Genomic DNA, 19724 nt, shown 5'->3' with positions numbered 1-19724 from the left:
GAATTTACTATTTTTATTTTTTCTTTTCGCTCAAAAGTGCAATTTATAGCTAATATTAGGTAAGACTGTAGCCTGACGATAAAGTTCTATCTCACCTGTTTTCAGATTATACTGGTGTCCCAAAAACTCTTCATAGCCGGTTAAATTAAGTATATTGATTGCAAACTCATGCGATACTTTTTTCTTGTTCATTTTATAACTTACCGAAGCATTGGTTACAAACATAGGCGATAGTTGCTTCGAATACGCTCTTGTTTCATCATACTGCACTTCCTTGTCAGGATGTTCCATTGTAGCCTCTACATCGACCGGAGAATAACGCTCACCACCCTGAAGAGTAAACCGGAGGTTGGCTCCCAATATATTTTGCTTATTCGATCCCATCATCCACTCTTTACCCACTAAGACATTGAAAGCGTAGTTGCGATTAAACTTCGTATTGTGCCACACGCCGTCTCCACCCTTGTATTTCGAACTGAATACCGATCCTGTAAGCATATAATAAAAGCCTTTATCTAAATATCTTTCCAAAGTAAGATCGACTCCGTAATTACGTCCTTTACCCTTGTTCACAAGTGCATCTTCTACATAGAATGTTTTACGGTTGAGTACAGAGTAAGAACTGTCTGCAATAACAGGCACGTCGAATAAGGATTGGAAATAAGGCTCTATTTTCAGATTCACGTTATCCGATATCTTATAATTAAAAGTAAGCATCAAGTGATGAGCTTTCGTAAAATCAAGATCTTGATTAACAGGCTTACTATCCACCCCTGCTGTTCTGACATAAAACACATCCATTTTCTCCATACGGCTATGCAAACCATAGGCCACAGCAAACGATGCTCTGTTACTTGCTTGCCATTTCATACCCACACGCGGTTCGATAGTGAAGCTATTATTCAATGTTAGTATCTGACTGTTTACTCCAAGATTCATTGTAAGTTTATCACTAAGTCCTATTGCAGCACTCGTATATGCCGAGATCAGATTAGTGCTACCGTCACCTTGTGAAATAGTCTCCAACGGCTTATTTCTGAAAGGTGTCATTTGCAAATCCATGTTATAAAACATTCGGGTAAACGTGAAGCCTGTTTTACTTGTAAATCTCGAACTGAATTTACGATTGAAAGACGTGTTAAAGATCAGGTTAGTATTACGGGTGTCCATATCTAATGTAGGTGTAGAATTCATTTTCGTATCAAAAGCATCTTCACTGGCATCATTGCTCGAATAAGTTGTAGCCAAAGTAGTCTTCAATTGAGCATTGTTATTGAAAAAATAACGGTGAGTCACACCTGCGGCTAACGCAGATTGTTTTGCTCTCGACTTTTTATTATCGTCCATAAATTCCCATTTATCGGGATTTTCTTCAAAATCATTCGTGAATTTATCCAATAAAGCTGTTCCCCAAACAGAAAATACACCGGCATTCTTAGTAGGAAAATTCACTTTGAAGTTTAAATCCTGATAATCGAGATTTCCACCAAGGTCTAAGAAGCTTGTAGTTGAATAACGATAGTTGAATATATAAGACGAATTGTGTTTTTTACTGAAAGGTCCTTCCGAAGCAAAGTCGATACCTAAGATACCTATCTGGAAAGCATTCTCGTACTTCTGATTATTACCATTTCGCAGTTTCATATCGAAAACTCCCGATACGGCATTTCCGTATTCGCCAGGAAAAGCTCCCGTAAAGAAATCAGAATTTCCTAACACATTACTGCTCAACGAAGATAACACACCACCACCCAATGTCGAAATATCTGCAAAGTGATTCGGATTTGGTATCTCGACATCTTCGAGTTTCCATTGCAACAAATGTGGTGCATTACCATGTACCGATATACCATTGTTACCTACACTAGAAACTACTCCGGCAAAAGAGCCCACCAAACGAGCCGGATCATCCATTCCACCCGCAAAGCGGTTCGCTTCTTCTACACTAAGCATACGCGCTCCCGTAGTCGCCATACTATTAAGCGCCCTGTCTTTATTTGTTCGTTGGGTAAAAACAACCTCGCCCAACTCCTGTATATTTTCAGTCAATGGTATCTCCAAATAGACTTCCTTTGCTGATGTAACTAATATTTCACGAAATATATTGGGTTCGTAACCTACTGATGTAGCTTGTACTGTATGACGTCCGACAGGCACATTTTTCAAAGAGAATCGCCCTAAGCTATCCGTCATTGTTCCTATCTCGGGTTTATCTAAAAGCCCGATAGTAACATACGACAATGGTGAACCCGAGGCATAGTCGACTACCACACCCCGTATTGTTTGTGCCGACATGCCAACCGATACAAATAAGAATAGCAAGAATGCTATTAGTGAATTGAATTTATTTTTCATAATCCTTTAGTTTTATATTAATTATAGTTTTTGTTTTAATTATAGAACCAAAAGTAGATTATCAGCAGAAGCCATATTTTGAAAATAGACAGAGAGCTATATTTTATATACAGAAATGATTTTTCTGTATACGGAATTAATATTAGGTGAAGATGAAAATCTTAACTTTGGAGAGCAACGAAAATAAAGAGTCGTATAAAACATGAAATGGCTTCGTAACTATCAATTAACAAAACAAATCGAATAGAACACTTTGTCTGTACATCCACAGGTATTATCTTTGTATCTATGCATAGCTCATTTAGAAGCTTCCGCAAGTGTTTTTTATCTAAAAAGAAATTAATCTATAATAATACCACCATGAAAAAGTTATTTTACCTAGTAGCCTTAATTCTATTTGTTTCGTGCGAAAGCAAAACAGTCGATCTGAATATTATGAGTTTTAATGTTCGTTACGATAATGCCGGAGACAGTCTCAATAGCTGGCAATACCGCAAAGACATTGCAGCACAAGTTATAAAAGACCACGATATCGATATAGTAGGAACGCAGGAAGTATTGTCGCACCAACTCAACGATTTGAAAGAGCGTCTGCCCGAATACACTGCAATAGGTGTAGGTCGCCAAGATGGAATAGATAAAGGTGAATATAGTGCTATTCTTTATAAAACAGATAAATTCAACGAAATTCAGTCCGGCTATTTCTGGTTGAGCGAAACACCCGAAATTGCAGGCTCTAAAGGATGGGACGGTGCATGTGAACGCATTGCTACATGGGCTGTATTACAGGACAAAGAGACTAAAAAGCAAGTATTTTTTATCAATACCCACTTAGATCATATAGGTAAAATAGCCCGTCAAGAAGGCGTAACTCTATTATTAGATCGTGCTACCGAATTGGCTAAGGGTTTCCCTATAATTATGACAGGAGATTTCAATGCAACGCCTGAATCGGATGTTATCAAACACGTAACAGATACTTCAAATCCACAGCATTTGATCCACAGCAAAGACATTGCATCTACAACCAGCGGAACACAATGGACATTCCACGACTTTGGAAGATTACCCGTTGAACAAAGAGAGTTTATCGATTATATCTTTGTAAGCAAAGGAATTTTAGTGGAAAAGCATGCCGTTTTACCTGAAAAGATGAACGATAAATTCATTTCGGATCACTCACTTGTTGTTGCAGAAATCGAAATTAAATAAATCAAACTATTCAGATCATGAATAAAACAATATTAAGGCGGATTCTATTTCTAGGACTTTCCATTATATGTTCGGGAATAGTATTTGCACAAAAACCCATACTTATACATTCTCATAACGATTATGAGCAGCGCGTTCCATTTTATCAGGCTTATGCACAGCAAGTAGCATCTATAGAAGCCGATATTTACACCACCAACAAGCCCAATGAATTGTTAGTAGCTCACGATCGTGATCAGCTAACCACTGCTCCTACCCTAGAGGAATCGTATATTTTGCCATTGGTCAATCTATATAAGCAAAACAATGGTAAGGCTTGGAAAAACTCGGATAATATACTTACTCTTCTGGTCGATTTAAAAACTCCTGCAAATCCGACATTAGATATTCTTATCAAGAAATTGCAGGTTTATCCCGAAGTATTTGATCCAACAGTTAATCCCTATGCCGTACGTGTTGTAATATCGGGCAATCGTCCCGATCCCAACGATTATGGGAAATACCCAGCAGTTGTTTCGTTCGACGGCAGCAAAACAGATTATACCCCTGAACAACTGAAACGAATATCGATGATCAGCCTAAACCTTCGTGACCATACGCAATGGAACGGAAAAGGCACAATGATAAACGATGAGTTTAAGAAAGTGATGCAGGCTATCAAAGAAGCACATACTCTGGGTAAACCTATCCGTTTCTGGGGAACTCCCGATGGTGTTACGGCTTGGAATACATTCCATAATATAGGCGTAGATTATATCAATACAGACCGCCCTGAAGCATGTGCCGATTATTTCAGAAATTTCGAAAATAAGAACTACCACATAGCGGGTAGCAACAGCGAAGTATCTGATGAAGTGAGCCGTGCGAAACGACTGGATAAAACGACTGTCGGATTTCAAGGTTTCAATAACAAGAAACTGCAATTATCGAAAGGCATAGATGTTTATCAACCGACATATCTCAACGATGGGGCTATCAAGCCTATCAAAAATATCATCTTCCTTATTGGTGATGGTATGGGCTTAGCGCAATTATGTGCAGGAGAAACGGTAAACCATGGTCTTACAATGCTCAATATGAACTATATCGGACTACAAAAGACAAGTTCGAAAGATGCCTATACGACCGACTCTGCCGCCGCTGGTAGTGCGCTCGCCACAGGAGAATCGAACAGCAACCGCCATATAAGTATGAGTGACGATGGTAAACCATACTCGTCGATGACAGATGTGCTTTATCCCGAAGGCTTTGCATGTGGTGTAGTTACGTTAGGTAATCTTGCCGATGCGACTCCTGCCGCATTCTACGGTCATTCGGTAGAACGTGATAATTCGGACGAAATAACGAACTGGTTACTAGATGGCAAACTAACATTGCTTAATGGCAGCGGAATGGATGTATTCACCAAAAGGAAAGATAACAGGGATTTACTTGGTGAACTGAAATCACAATATAGAATCTCGACTTCTATCGATGACATAAACAAAGATAAAAGTAAAGTAATATGTGTAGATGAGCGTATGGACTTAGCTGCATCAGAAGAAACCCTTTCTCTTCTAGCCGATGCTACACGCGAAGCTATTCAAAAACTTAGTGGAGCAAGCGACAAAGGTTTCTTCCTGATGGTAGAAGGTGCAAAAATAGATTATGCGGGACATGCCAACTCGCTACCGGGTTCGATAATGGAAACACTAAGTTTTGATCTGGCTGTTGCCGAAGCTATGAAATTTGCTGATAAGAATGGCGAAACACTAATTATAGTGACAGGCGATCACGAAACAGGCGGATTGACATTAGTAGACGGAGACAGAGCAAAAGGGCATATCACAGCACGTTATATGACTGACGACCATACACCGATTATGCTTCCTGTATTTGCTTACGGACCCGGAGCATCTAAACTTACAGGCGTATATCCGAATACGCAGATATTCCATAGAATAAAATCTCTTATGGGATTAAAATAAGCTGATTATGAAAAAACAATTGATTTTTACAATCGCTCTCTTTCTATGCTCTTTGGTTGCAAATGCATCCGATATACAATTGAAGTTCAATAAGAAAGGACAATTTAAGATAGCTCAATTCACAGATCTACATTGGATACATGGCTCTCCGAATTCTATCGAAACAGCAGAGACTATAAAACATGTATTGGAAACTGAAAAACCCGATGTAGCGATTCTCTCGGGTGATGTCGTTTGGAAAGATTCGGTAAAAGAAGGATGGCTCACGGTTGCTAAAATATTTGAAGAGGCCAAGACTCCTTGGGCAATAACGTTGGGAAACCACGATTCGGAAGACGATCTTACGCGCGATGGTGTATTTGAGTTTCTCGAAGGTATGCCTTACTATATAGGTGAAAAAGGCGAAGAACTGACAGGTTGCGGTAATTATTCACTGCCAATATTAAGTTCGCAAAGCTCTAAAATTGCAGCGGTATTATACTGTGTGGACTCGAATGATTATCCTGCCGATCAAAAACTGGGTCACTACGATTGGATCCATTTCGATCAGATAGATTGGTACAGAAAGACAAGCGATAAGTATACAGCTCAAAATAATGGGAAACCGCTCCCCTCTCTCGCTTTTTTTCATATTCCCCTTCCCGAATATAAAGAGATAATAGGAAAAGATACAACTCATGGAGCAAAAAACGAAGAAGGTGTTTCGTCACCCGTCGTTAATTCCGGCTTTTTCTGCTCGCTTATGGAGAAAGGTGATGTAATGGGTACATTCGTAGGACATGATCACGATAATAACTACATCGGCATACTCCACGACATAGCTCTTGCTTATGGGCGCGTGACGGGTGCTGATGCTTACGGCGATTTTGAAAGAGGTGCCCGTATTATTACAATGTACGAAGGAAAAAATCAGTTCGACACATGGATCAGAACTAAATCGGGGACTGAATTGCTGTATTATTATCCATCTGGAATATCGGCACAGGAAGAAGCGTCTGCTCAATACATGCCTGCGATAAAAACTAACCCTAAGAAGCAAGGTGTAGCTTATACCTACTATGAAGGAAGAATAAAATCGACCGACAGAATAGCATCATTAACGCCACTCAAAACGGGTATAATAAATAATATATCTTTAGCCCCTGCATCTGCACAAGACTCGTTTGCCTTTGAGTTTAAAACATTGATTAAAATATCGGAGAGGGGTATGTATCGTTTCTACACACATTCCGACGATGGCTCTAAGCTCTTTATAAATGGAAAACTCGTTGTCGATAACGATGGTTCGCACAATGCAAGGCGCAGAGAAGGCAAGATTGCTTTAGAAGCAGGCTATCACGAACTGAAAGTTCTTTATTTCGAAGATTATATGGGAGAAAGCCTCGAAGTCGGCATCTCCTCGCGTAGTATTCTCGAAATACCTATACCCGACAATATGTTGTATGTACCCGAAAAATAATAAACACTACTTATAGATATTCTGTTATGAAAAAATTATTATCAATATCGATAATCTTATTTGCATCAATCCTGTTTTCTCCGAACCTGTTTTCGCAGGAAAATGATGCTGCTCCTCCAAAGTATAACTTGCCTTACAAAAACACATACGTAAAGGAAGCTCTTGTTGCCGAAAATGAATTTCGTGTAGCAAAGCCAAACCTCATTACTCCCAAAAGTTATGAGGAAGCCCGAAATATATTACCTAATCCAATTTGGGAAGGTCACGAAAAGGAACTCGAAATGTATTGGAGAGCATGGCAAATTGCTATCGGTAACATCAGACAACCGCAAGAAGGATCGGGATTTATATCTACCTATCTCGATACGGCTTACAACGGTAACATCTTCATGTGGGACTCGGCATTCATTATGATGTTTGCCCGCTACGGATACCGCTACTTCCCTTTCCAGAATACACTTGACAATTTCTATGCGAAGCAACATCCCGATGGATTTATCTGTCGCGAAATAAAGGGCGATGGTGCAGATTGTTTCGAGCGTTACGACCCTGTAAGTACAGGGCCTAACTTATTGCCTTGGAGCGAAATGCTTTATTATAAACAGTATGGTGATACCGACCGTCTCAATAAGATATTCCCTGTACTATGCGCCTACTATAAATGGTTGAAACTGAATCATACATGGCCGAATGGTACATACTGGTCGAGTGGCTGGGGTACAGGTATGGACAATATGCCACGTGTACAATCCAAATACAGCATGATTTTCAGTCACGGTCACATGGTATGGCTGGATGCTTGTCTTCAACAAATATTTACGGCAAATATCTTGCTCGAAATGGGATTTTACCTCGAACGCTGGCAAGAGATTGAAGAATATGAAGATGAGATCAAGATGCTGACTAAGTATGTTCAGGACAATATGTGGGACGAGAAAACAGGATTCCTTTACGATCAGTATGCCGATGGCAGCTTATCTACAACTAAAGGGATTATTGCTTACTGGTCGCTATACACCGATGTATTAAGCAAAGACAGAATGGACAGGTTGGTAAAAGAACTGGATAACCCTAAGACCTTCAATCGTCCGCATAGAGTACCGTCTCTCTCTGCCGACAATCCTAAATATAACCCGCTAGGCCGCTACTGGCAAGGTGGCGTATGGCCGGGATCTAACTACATGGTAATAACAGGTCTCCAGAATAAAGGCTACTCGCAGATGGCAAAAGATATTGCCAGAAACCATTACAATCAGGTATTCGAGGTATATAAAAACACAGGTACATTCTGGGAATACTATGCTCCTGAAAAAACTGAACCGGGATTTATGGCTCGCAAAGAGTTTGTAGGTTGGACTGGACTACCTCCTATTGCTGTATTTATAGAATATATATTAGGTATCCGTTCAGACTTCTCAAACAATACCGTTGTATGGGATATCACCAATACCGAAGCACATGGTATGGAGCGTTATCCGTTTGGGCCAGAGGGCACAGTGGACTTTAAAGTAAATAAGAGAAGTTCGCAAGACGAAACTCCAAGTATTACAGTTAAATCGAATATCCCTTTCGAAATGACCATTCTTTGGGGTAAAGACAAGAGTAAGAAAGTAAGTATAAAAGAAGGTAGCCAGACTATCTAAGAAGAAAATATAATAATAATTAAAGACGGATAATCAGTGCTAGACTGGTTATCCGTCTTTTTTGTAAAAGCCCCATCTAGGTTTCCTAAAGAGAGTATGTGAATTTATTGAGAAGATTAGATAAAGCTGACATATAAGAAAGACAAGGGCAGTCAAAAGTTTTATTATATATCATTTCTTATTTGTGTCAAACTCGCATAAATTACATATTCACGTACGAAAACTAACAATTCACGCCAATTCAATACACGAAACTCTATTTCAGAAACAAATTATAGTTATACATAATATCCTATTTACTGAAAAGATTAGATAGGGCTAGCATACAAGAAAGACAAGGTCAGGCAAAAATTTTATCATATATCATTTCTTATTTATGTCAAACCCGCATAAATTACACATTCACGTACAAAAACTAATAATTCACGCCAATTCAATATACAGGGTCCTACTTTAGAAACAAATTATAGTTATACATAATATCCTATTTATTAAGAAGGTTAGATAAGGCTAGCACATAAGGATAACAAGGTCAGGCAAAAGTTTTATCACATATCATTTCTCATCTGTGTCAAACTCGCATAAATTACACATTCACGTACAAAAACTAATAATTCACGCCAATTCAACATACAGGGCTCTACTTCAGAAACAAATTATAGTTATACATAATATCCTATTTATTAAGAAGGTTAGATAAGGCTAGCGTAAGAGATGATAAGCTCAAGTAAATATTTTATTATTTACAGTTTCTCTGTGTCAAATTCATATTGATTACGTATTCACGTACAAAAATTAATAATTCACGCCAATTTAACACACGAAACTTTATTTCAGAAATAAATCAAATGCATTTATGTAAAAATAAATTAAAAATAACTTTTATTTAATTTGTTTTTATTAATATTGCAGCGGTTATTAAACAAACAAAACAGCAATAGAGTATAAACAATTTAATTTGACAATCATAGTTATTGCTAGGGCACTGGCACTTGACATGCTTATTATGAACCAGATAATAATTTAATGCTTAAACAATCTTACCTAATATATTTATTAAACTAACTTGAATATTATGAAAATGAAAAGATTTTTTTTAACAGTTGCTTTTATTATTGGTATAGCACTTTGTAATAGCTCTTGTTCTCAGGAAGACGAGATGGATCAAGGGGGAAGCGCTGGAGGAGGTCTAAATAGTACTTTGAAAGAGAAAAGGGTAGAATTACCTACAAATAGCAAAAATGATAGCATTAATTACATTGATTTTGAACTTAAATAAGTTCATATCGTAATATTAGGATACAGTTAGGTTAAAATCTCGCTCTTAAAAACTTTGTTTATGAAAACTTCAGTATATGCAAAAATAAGTTGTCTTTTATTATTAATACTAAGCTTCTTATTTTCATGCAAAAAAAATGATCTTTCTCTTGATTTACTAATACAAGCACAAAGTACTGTTGCAACTAAACCTATAGATGCTCTTAAGCTGCTAGATTCTATCCACAATCCTAAAGACATGGATAGAAACAGCTATATGCAATACATCATAACTTTGACTCAGGCCAAACTGATTGCGAATCAGGATGTGACGAGTGATAGCCTTATTGTAGAAGCTCAAAAATATTTTAACAATACAAAAAATCCACAAAAAGCAGCATTAGCTAATTTCTATGCAGGTCGTGTCTATCAAGAAAAGCAAATGCACGATGAGGCAATGAAGGCATTCTTACAGGCTGAAACCTATGCCAGACAATCCAATAATAATATTTTAATAGGAAAATGTATACATAATATAGGCTTTTCGTATTTTGAACGAAATATTATGGATAGCAGTATCGTTCGTGCGCGACAAGCTTTAGAGTATTTTAGCAAAAGTGACAATACAGAATCATTAAAAGCCCATACAATTAATTTAATAGGGCGTACTTATGAAGCCCTTCGTATATATGACAGTGCTTATTTTTATTTTGATAAGAGTTTAGAAATAGCAAATAGAATTGGAGATAAACCATTACAAGCTATTGCAATCTCTAATATCGGTCTAGCATACGATGGAATGAAAGAATACAAGAAAGCGGTCGATTATTATCAAAAAGCCCTGACAATGACCTCGAATCCTATTGATTCCGTAAGAATACATCTCAATTTATCTATATTATATATTCAAAAGAATCAAACTGATTCGGCAATACATTATAATAATTTGATGAAAGATAAATTATCTCTCATTTCGGATAACTATATGATAAGAAACGCTTATAAATTTCTTGCCAAAAGCAATAAAGAAGCAGGAAATGAGAAAGAAGCGGAGTATTATAGTAACTTACAAAAACAGGTTGAGCAGAAAATATTAGAAGTCAATAATTCGCAAAGGTTATCAGACATAGAGAGGAAATACCAGCTATCTCTACGGGAAAAAGAATTAGAAAGTTTGCAAGTACGCTCATACCTCCATATGTCTATCGGTATATCTGTTGCAATACTAATTGTATTAATAACTTGGTTTAGAAACAAAAGCAACCGTTTAAAACATGCACAGGAAGTAGAGAAGAATAAACTACTTGAGCAAAAACTCGAAAACTTATTGTTCCTTCAAAGTATTTATCAACACATTATAACTGAATGGGTAAGCATCGAAGAAGAAGTAAAATCACTCGCTATTGAGTTTGGTGCGCAAGAAGAACCATCGATATATGGAAGGATAAGACAGATGGTTGAGGATGTGAAAAAAAAGACAAATAAACAACTCATCGAAAATGCGAAAGATTATCTTAGAAAAGAACCTTTTGGCGAACAGGCTATTACAGCATTGACTGATAAGGAGTTGTTGATCAGTATGCTTTCTTACTGTGGCTATAACAAAAAAGAAATGGCTCTCATATTGGGCGACATGGCTGGTTCAAAAAATCTGCATGTACAAAAGTTGGATATACAGCGAAAGTTATTAAATGCAGGAATGTCCGAGAGCAGAACTAATGAGATATTATTTGCTAAAAGCGGAGAGAATAATTCGTTATCTATGTAAGAAGGACTAGACCAATACAAAAAACACCACAAATTTACACATATAAACATCGCATAATCAATAACTTAACAAGCATGATACTATTTTTATTATGAAACCACTAAATAGGAATCGAATATTGGCATAAAAAACATCATAACTCATTGTTTTTTATTAATATTGCAATATTTATTAAATACAATTAAACTCATACAACGTTACATTATCTGGAAGTTATCTGACACACCTCATTAAAATCACTATTACATTATGAAAATTAAAAGAATTATTTTGTCAACCATTTTTGTTGCAGGAATTATTGTTGCTAGTACATCTTGTTCTCAAACAGATGAGATGGGTGATGGTGGAGAAACTGGTGGTAGACCCCCAGAGTCCTCTGCAGAAAAAAAATCGACAGATCCCTCGGCAGACAAGGCAAATGACAGCAAAACCCACCGTGATTTTGAAGTCAAATAAAAATCTATCCAACAAAGGTTTAGCAGTTTAATACTGCTAAACTCTTTTAATTTATCTTCTTTCTTATGAAAATATCAGCATTTAGAAAATTAAATTATATCCTTCTATCAATATTTAGCATATTATTTTCTTGCAAAGATAACAGCACATCTATTGATCTGCTCAAACAAGCACAAAATCTAGCCGAAAGCGACCCTACTGCTGCTCTTATGCTACTTGATTCTATTCATAACGCAGAAGAGATGGATATAGATAATTACATGCAATATATTGTAACACTTACTGATATACAACACAAGAAACAAGAGGAAAACACAAACGAAACTTTAATTCTTGAAGCCCAAAAATATTTCGATAAAAAAAAAGATATTAAAAAATTAGCTTTGACACATTTCTTAATAGGTCACTTATACGAAAGTAAACAAATGCATGATGAGGCTTTGAAATCTTTTTTACAAGCAGAAGACTATGCACGCCAAACTAATAACAATATATTAGTAGGTAAAAGTATACATAATATAGGTTTTTTATATTTTGAGCGTAAGATTATGGACAGCGCTATTGTCCGTTATAAACAGGCTCTTAACTATTATAATAAAGAACAAAACACTGATCAATTGAAAGGGCTGGCAATGAATTTAATTGGTCGTGCCTACGAAGCAGTTGATAACTTAGATAGTGCTTATTTCTATTTTGACAAAAGTTTAGAGATAGCGAATAAAATCGATGACAAACCATCCCAAGCCATAGCAACATCAAACCTAGGTGTTGTTTTTAGAAGAATGGAGGATTACAATAAAGCAGTGGTTTATTTTCAAAAGTCTCTTGAGCAAACATCAGACTCAAATGATTCGTTGCGCGTATATCTCAATTTGTCAATGCTATATAACAAAAAGAATCAACTAGATTCTTCAAAGTATTACATCGACCTTATGGAAAGTCGGTTAGCTGAAATAAAGAACAATAAGACTCTTCTAAGTGCTTATCGTTCTCTTTATACATACAACAATCAAATTGGAGATGAGCAGAAGGCTCAATATTATAGCGACTTACAAAAGGAAATCGAGCATAAAATAACAGAAGCCAACAATTCCCAGAAGTTATTAGAGATAGAGAAAAAATATCAGATGTCTCTACGAGAAAAAGAGTTAGAGAGTTTACAAATACGCTCATACCTTTATATGTCTATCGGTATATCTTTTGCCATACTGATTGTATTGGTAACCTGGTTCAGAAATAGAAACAACCGCTTGAAACACGCACGGGAAGTAGAAAAGAATAAATTACTCGAACAAAAACTTGAGAATCTGTTATTTTTGCAAAGTATCTATCACAACATTATAACCGAATGGGCAGGTATAGAAGACGAAGTCAAATCTTTAGCTATTGAATTGGGCGCAAAAGAAGAACCAACTATATATGTAAGAATCAGACAAATGGTTGAAGATGTAAAAGGAAAAACAAATCAACAACTAATAGAAAATGCGAAAGACTTTCTGAAAAAGGAACCTTTTGGTGAGCAAGCTATCGAACTGCTGAATGAAAAAGAATTACTCATCATTATGCTTTCTTATTGCAAATACAGCAAAAAAGAAATGACTATTATATTAGGAGATATGGCAGGATCTAAAAATCTGCATGTACAAAAACTAGATATACAACGAAAACTATTGAATTTAGGAATGACTGAATCCAGAACGAATGAAATATTATTTGCTAAGAATGATGATAAGAAATAATATGCATTAATATATAACAAAGAAAGGGCTGCTAGTTTGAGCAGCCCTTTCTATATCAAATTTATATAAGTCCTTAAAACTTATTATCAATAGTAAAATAAGAGAATGTACCACTATCATTTCCATTCTCGCTATTCACAAATAAACCGACACGCACACCTTTACCCCATTGAGGTAAAAAGCCGCCATCTACAACACTGTTACCTTCGGGAAATGAAGTCCAGTCTTTAGGATCAGCCGACCAAGAGAAACGGAATGATCGGGCATTGACAGATTGCACTTTCAACGCCACTTTCTTAGCATCTACTTGCTTCGAAAACAATTCGGTCTTTACACCTTTCACATATTTATATAATTTAACCGACGATCCGCTAAGCCCCCATACAAAGAGATTATCCTTATTGCCGTAAACAGCAAGCCCTTTAAGGTTGGATCCTGTATTTTCGACTTCTGTTTGCATCACATAATTCCCTGTTTTCGGATTGATTCCTCTGAATACCATGTTGTTATTTTCGGTCACACGCATAGTCATTTTATCATTTCCTTTGATGATTTCGGGCTTAGGCAAATTCATGTCCCACAACCAATATTGATCGTTGGCGGCAGTTGTGAAATTATCGTGAAACTGATACTGCCTCTTTTGTACTGTTCCTTCGAATGGAACCGGCGCTTGAGCTGTCGGAGTATTTCCATTTTTGAAATAAGGCCATCCCGTAGTCTCATCCCAAAGCATTTCATCTAGTAAACCTTGTCTGCCTACAAAATCAAAATCGTAGGTTTGATAAGCGTGATACAAGTAGAAATATCGTCCGTCGGGTGTTTGTACCAGTGTACCGTGCCCCGAACAATTCCACAAATTGCCACCTTCTAATATAGGGTTAGGCTCGTATTGCTCCCAATCACCTTTAAGCGATTTAGAACGGGCTACATGCACACGATAATCACATCTGAAATCACAGCATCCGCCTATTGAGTATAGCATATAGTAATATCCGTTGTGCTTCACAATACATTGTCCTTCATCCCCTCTTTCTATCCATCCTTTGCTAGGTAACGATATACTGAATGGTTCGCCCACCAACGATAGTCCGTCGGCGCTTAGTTCCGAACCGAGTAATTCGATAGGCCTATCATCCAAGCCATAAGCCTTCCATGTGATATAGAGTTTACCATCATCGTCTTTGTTGATATAAGCATCGATAGCCTCCTTGCCCCAATCGACGATTATACCATGATCGGTAAAGCCTTTGGTAATATCTTTCGTGGTGGCAACGCCTATACATGTGATATTATCACTCTTTCGTCGGGCAGTATAATATACATAGAAAGTACCATCGTTATAAAACAGTTCGGGTGCCCAGCAATCGCCTTTTATCCATGCAGGAGGATCGGTGAAAACACTTCCTATCCTATCCCAATTGACTAGATCTTTGGAATGATACAGTGGATAACTGGGTGCAAAATCGGACGTTGTTCCCGCAGCATAATAATCATTCCCTACACGGATCACCGTAGGATCGGGAAAGTCACCAGATATGACAGGATTGCGATAAGTATTTTCTATATTTTTCTGTGCAAAAAGAGAACACGAGAGAAGACATAATATACCTATATATAATAGTTTTTTCATAGCATTAGATTTAAAAGAATATTAAAGTTTCTCTGCCGATGGAGGAACATTTTCAGGTGCTGCTCCCCATTTGGTATTTGCTTTATTCCCCATTATAAGAACAAGTTTTCCACCATTGGCTATATCGCTATGGCTGAACCAAGGTTTATCCCATGTCTTACCATTCAATGTTGCCGATTGAATATACTTATTTTCATCAGAGCAGTTTACAGCTTCCACTTCGAAAACTTTGCCATTACTCATTGTCATCTTAGCATTCTTGAACAACGGACTGCCAATATTATAAGTTGGCGAACCCGGTGTCACAGGATAAAATCCCATTGCCGAGAACACAACGAAAGCCGATGTCCCACCACCGTCTTCATCACCCGGAACCCCCATAAGGTCGTTGCGGAACCATTCTTTAAGCAATGTTCTGATTCTCTTTTGAGTCATCCATGGCTGACCGGCATAGTTATATAAATACGGGATATGTAATGAAGGTTCGTTGGCCATAGAAAACTGCCCTACGTTTCCTGTATGATCGGGTAATTGTGCATAAAATTCAAATTTGCTTTTACCTAATGGCTCTCTGAATGTTTGGTTCAGATTGTCCACAAAGTTTTTAGGCGAACCCATCAAGCTGATCAGATCGGCAGGATTGTGAGGCACATCCCAACGATATACATATGCATTATTTTCTGAATAATAATCTCTTGCTCCCATACCGCCCGAATAGCGGTAATCGAAAGGCTCTATAAAATTGCCATCACTATCTTTCGGGTGAAAGAAAGCTGTCTGAGCATTGTATAGGTTACGATAGTTATACGAACGGTTCAAGAAATACTTATAATCGTCTGTCTTGCCCAATTGTTTAGCTATTTGTGCCAAGCACCAATCATCGTAGCAAGCACCGAGAGTTACAGCAACGGGCTGTCTTTTTTCCCATGAATGCGCACCTTTTATATATTCTTTTTCTCCGACTTTCAAAGCAGGGAAATATCCGTTCTTTTCATAAAACGCTTCCCATTCAGTATTAGGAATACGTGTCCAAGGCAACCACGACTTTTCGGTCATCGCACCTTTACATGCTTTATAAGCCGCTTCCAAATCATATCCTCGAAGCCCTTTACAATACGCATCCCACACTACTGCAACAGCATGATTGCCATTCATACGGTGGCTGTCGCCTGTTACTTCGGGGAAGGTTGGCATCCAGCCCTCTTCGGTTTGTTGTGCCATACGGATATATGAACTGACCATATCATTTTCGGCATCTGCTTCGATAAGTACACGCAGAGGATGGGTAGCACGATATGTATCCCAAATCCAATCGTCAGTATAGAAAGGCGTACCCTCATCACTTTTCACCGTATTAGTAAATGCACTGTAATAGTTTCCATCTTCCGAGATATTTATCATACGCTCGTATGTTCTGTACAATGATGTGTAGAATATTGTCTTATTGTCAAGATCATCTCCCTCAACCATAATTTTACCCAATACTTCATTCCATTTAGTACGTGCCACCTGAGCTACCTCATCTACACTATATGTATTGATCTCTCTTTTCAGGTTTTTCTTAGCCTGCTCGCTGCTGATAAAAGAGATACCATAGCGCACATTTATTTGCTTGTCTTTAAACACCAAAGCTATCGCCTGATTTTTTCCATCTACCGATTTCGTTTTATAATCGATTGTATTATTAGCTATGCTACCTGCCTTATCTACTTTCTGTTGGGTTTCGAGATACAGATACACTTTTGTACCGTTCCTATTTATTATTTGATAGCCTGATAATACCGAGCCGTCAAAATCGAGCTTTCCGTTGCGGGTATTTACAACTAACATATTGTCACCTGCTTTTTCGAAGTCGATACTATATACAGCTGCCTGATGCGATGGTGCAAAATCGGCTGTAACATGTTCGTCATCCAGATAAACGGAATATCTGTAAGGTGTAATCTTTTCGTTATCATAAGAATATGATTTCACTGCAGGAATATCTTTCGTACCACCATTGATAGGGCTGATATTAAATGCCGAACTTCCACGATGGCTGGTTACTATAACCGGCAATCCCGCTACCTGATCGCTGGTAAAATCGGCACGCTCCGGATATACCCTCAACATGCTGAATGGTAGGTGTACCGTAGGATAAGTAGGGACTAAAAGGTGGCTGATATTACCCATATATGGGTTGACATAATCAACCGGAGTTTTTGCGACTTGGGCATTACATGTAAAAACAGCCAGCAAAAACAGGACGATAAAATTTGAGATTTTTTTCTTCATCTGGTATTAGTTATTATATAAGATTTTGAATTTCAGTATTCGATAATCAAAAATACAAGCAATATTTTGATAAAAAAAGAAGATCGGTACTTTATCGACTTGGTTATTCACTTTTTGTGTCAGGGGTCAACACACAGTTGTGGAAATATGGTTAAAAGTTAGGAATAATAAAATCAAAATGTAAGATCAGACCCATGTTTTATAACACATAATAATAACTAAATATACCTTAAACCAAAATCAAAACAACAGGTCTTATTAACAAAGCGTAAGATTAACCCATTTAAATTTATTATTATGAAAACATAACCCAAACCCGTCTTTCGATTAGCAGCATACAAGATATGCGATCTAAGATAAATCTATAATAACACCTAATACTTTACCGCTATGAAACAGATCCTATTTTTATCTACAATCGGTCTACTTGCTTTTCAACTAAGTTGTAAAGAAGCTACAAGTAATAAGGAAAACGAAAATAAAGAGAGTGAACAGGCAGATACCATTCCCATAAATAGAACTGTTGCCGATGACACTATTTCTTATTACCAAAAACCCACTCTATATGATAATGCAACAAAAGTGTACTCCGCAGAAGATGATTTGCAGGCGAATGCGAGTAGGAATAGCAATAACCTTTCTATCAATTCGGTTCCTCTTTATTTGAAATCCATCACTCCTGTTGATATTCAAAGCAATTCGGTTGCAGAATATTATATATCGGACAGTGATTATCCAGCTGTAAACGAGTCGGACAATTATTACTATTATCAACCCAATAATTACAATGATGTATATTACGAAGATTACTATTATCCGTCATATACAGATAATTATTACGATTATAACCAATATTATTATGACGACTATTACTATCAACCTAGTTATCCGATAACACCTCCATTAAACAGACCAAATAAACCACGACCTCCTCATAAGCCAAAACCGGAACGCCCGACTAAACCCATTGTTCCCGAAAGGCCGAATGGGAACAGACCGTCTGTGAGACCGAAACCGGAAGTACCAACAAGACCTGTATCTCCCCAACCGGAGGAAACTGAAGATATCAGAATATCTTCCAGACCAAAGCCCGAATCGACTAAGCCTGAAAATATAACCGGATCGCGTCCGAATCAAAGGCCGAATACAGAGACTTCGAGCAGACCTACATCAACCAGCGAGATAAGATCGTCTCAAAGAGTATCATCGGAAAAAACTGATAAAAGTGCCGAAGAAGCGAGAAACAAAAGACTGAAAGAGCAACAGGCAGAACAAGAAAAACAAGCCCGTGACAGGCAAGATGCAAACAATCAAAGACAACGGGAAGATCAAGCTAAACAGGAAAGAGAAAAACAAGAAACTGAAAACCGCAGGCAACGTGAAACTCAAGAGAGACAAGATAATGAAAGACGGGAGGCCGAAAGTCGCAGACAGCGCGAAGACCAAGCCAAACAAGAAAGAGAAAGGCTAGAGACTGAGAACCGCAGACAACGTGAGAATCAAGAGAAACAAGAAAGTGACAGAAAAGAAGCAGAAAGTCGCAGACAAAAAGAAGATCAAGCCAAACAGGAAAGAGAAAAACAAGAAGCTGAAAGCCGCAGACAACGTGAAGCTCAAGAGAGACAAGATAATGAAAGACGCGAGGCAGAAAGTCGCAAACAACGGGAAGACCAAGCCAAACAGGAAAGGGAAAGACAAGAGACTGAAAACCGCAGGCAACGTGAAACTCAGGAAAGACAAGATAATGAAAGACGCGAGGCAGAAAGTCGCAGACAACGGGAAGACCAAGCCAAACAGGAAAGAGAAAGACAAGAGACTGAAAGCCGCAGACAACGTGAAGCTCAAGAGAGACAAGATAGGGAGAGACGCGAAACTGAAAGTCGCAGACAGCAAGAAACTCAACAAACAGCGACAAGCCGATCAACAAGTGGAGGCAGACGCTAACCCAACAGCTAAATATATAT

At 37.7% G+C, this 19724-nt stretch carries 12 protein-coding genes; 9 read left to right on the top strand and 3 right to left on the bottom strand.

What is annotated here, in order from left to right:
• Nucleotides 1–30 precede the first annotated feature (30 nt).
• Complete coding sequence (locus G7Y57_RS08960; protein WP_165022591.1) at nt 31–2355, bottom strand: TonB-dependent receptor; 2325 nt, start codon at nt 2353–2355, stop codon at nt 31–33.
• A 360-nt stretch (nt 2356–2715) separates the two neighbouring features.
• Here G7Y57_RS08960 and G7Y57_RS08955 point away from each other — a divergent pair, with 360 nt between their 5' ends.
• The 8 genes from G7Y57_RS08955 to G7Y57_RS08920 all read left to right on the top strand — a co-directional run bounded on the left by G7Y57_RS08955 (nt 2716) and on the right by G7Y57_RS08920 (nt 13856).
• Nucleotides 2716–3567, top strand: a complete 852-nt coding sequence (locus G7Y57_RS08955) for an endonuclease/exonuclease/phosphatase family protein (RefSeq protein WP_165022588.1) — start codon at nt 2716–2718, stop codon at nt 3565–3567.
• A 17-nt stretch (nt 3568–3584) separates the two neighbouring features.
• Nucleotides 3585–5534: an alkaline phosphatase gene (locus G7Y57_RS08950; RefSeq protein WP_165022585.1), complete on the top strand. Its 1950-nt coding sequence runs from the start codon at nt 3585–3587 to the stop codon at nt 5532–5534.
• 7 nt (nt 5535–5541) lie between these two features.
• Nucleotides 5542–6993, top strand: coding sequence for a PA14 domain-containing protein (locus G7Y57_RS08945; RefSeq protein WP_165022582.1), 1452 nt, complete (start codon nt 5542–5544; stop codon nt 6991–6993).
• Between the two features lie 26 nt (nt 6994–7019).
• Nucleotides 7020–8636 (top strand): MGH1-like glycoside hydrolase domain-containing protein, encoded by a 1617-nt coding sequence (locus G7Y57_RS08940; RefSeq protein WP_165022579.1) that lies wholly within the window; start codon nt 7020–7022, stop codon nt 8634–8636.
• Nucleotides 8637–9711: 1075 nt separating this feature from the next.
• A complete protein-coding gene (locus G7Y57_RS08935; protein WP_165022577.1) occupies nt 9712–9915 on the top strand; it encodes a hypothetical protein in 204 nt (67 codons plus the stop codon).
• Nucleotides 9916–9975: 60 nt separating this feature from the next.
• Nucleotides 9976–11661, top strand: coding sequence for a tetratricopeptide repeat protein (locus tag G7Y57_RS08930; protein ID WP_165022574.1), 1686 nt, complete (start codon nt 9976–9978; stop codon nt 11659–11661).
• Nucleotides 11662–11910: 249 nt separating this feature from the next.
• Nucleotides 11911–12117, top strand: a complete 207-nt coding sequence (locus G7Y57_RS08925; RefSeq protein ID WP_165022571.1) for a hypothetical protein — start codon at nt 11911–11913, stop codon at nt 12115–12117.
• A gap of 65 nt (nt 12118–12182) precedes the next feature.
• A complete protein-coding gene (locus G7Y57_RS08920) occupies nt 12183–13856 on the top strand; it encodes a tetratricopeptide repeat protein (protein WP_165022568.1) in 1674 nt (557 codons plus the stop codon).
• Nucleotides 13857–13929: 73 nt separating this feature from the next.
• Here G7Y57_RS08920 and G7Y57_RS08915 read toward each other — a convergent pair whose 3' ends face one another.
• Both G7Y57_RS08915 and G7Y57_RS08910 read right to left on the bottom strand, forming a co-directional pair.
• A complete protein-coding gene (locus G7Y57_RS08915; RefSeq protein WP_165022565.1) occupies nt 13930–15486 on the bottom strand; it encodes a family 43 glycosylhydrolase in 1557 nt (518 codons plus the stop codon).
• A gap of 21 nt (nt 15487–15507) precedes the next feature.
• A complete protein-coding gene (locus G7Y57_RS08910) occupies nt 15508–17760 on the bottom strand; it encodes a GH92 family glycosyl hydrolase (RefSeq protein ID WP_165022562.1) in 2253 nt (750 codons plus the stop codon).
• A gap of 390 nt (nt 17761–18150) precedes the next feature.
• Here G7Y57_RS08910 and G7Y57_RS08905 point away from each other — a divergent pair, with 390 nt between their 5' ends.
• Nucleotides 18151–19704 (top strand): hypothetical protein, encoded by a 1554-nt coding sequence (locus G7Y57_RS08905; protein ID WP_165022559.1) that lies wholly within the window; start codon nt 18151–18153, stop codon nt 19702–19704.
• Nucleotides 19705–19724: the final 20 nt, after the last annotated feature.

It is taken from the genome of Dysgonomonas sp. ZJ279 (assembly GCF_011039205.1).
In the GTDB taxonomy this organism is placed as follows: Bacteria; Bacteroidota; Bacteroidia; order Bacteroidales; family Dysgonomonadaceae; genus Dysgonomonas.
The sequence above is the reverse complement of the archived record's forward strand: the minus strand, read 5'-3'. Positions and strand labels throughout refer to the sequence as shown.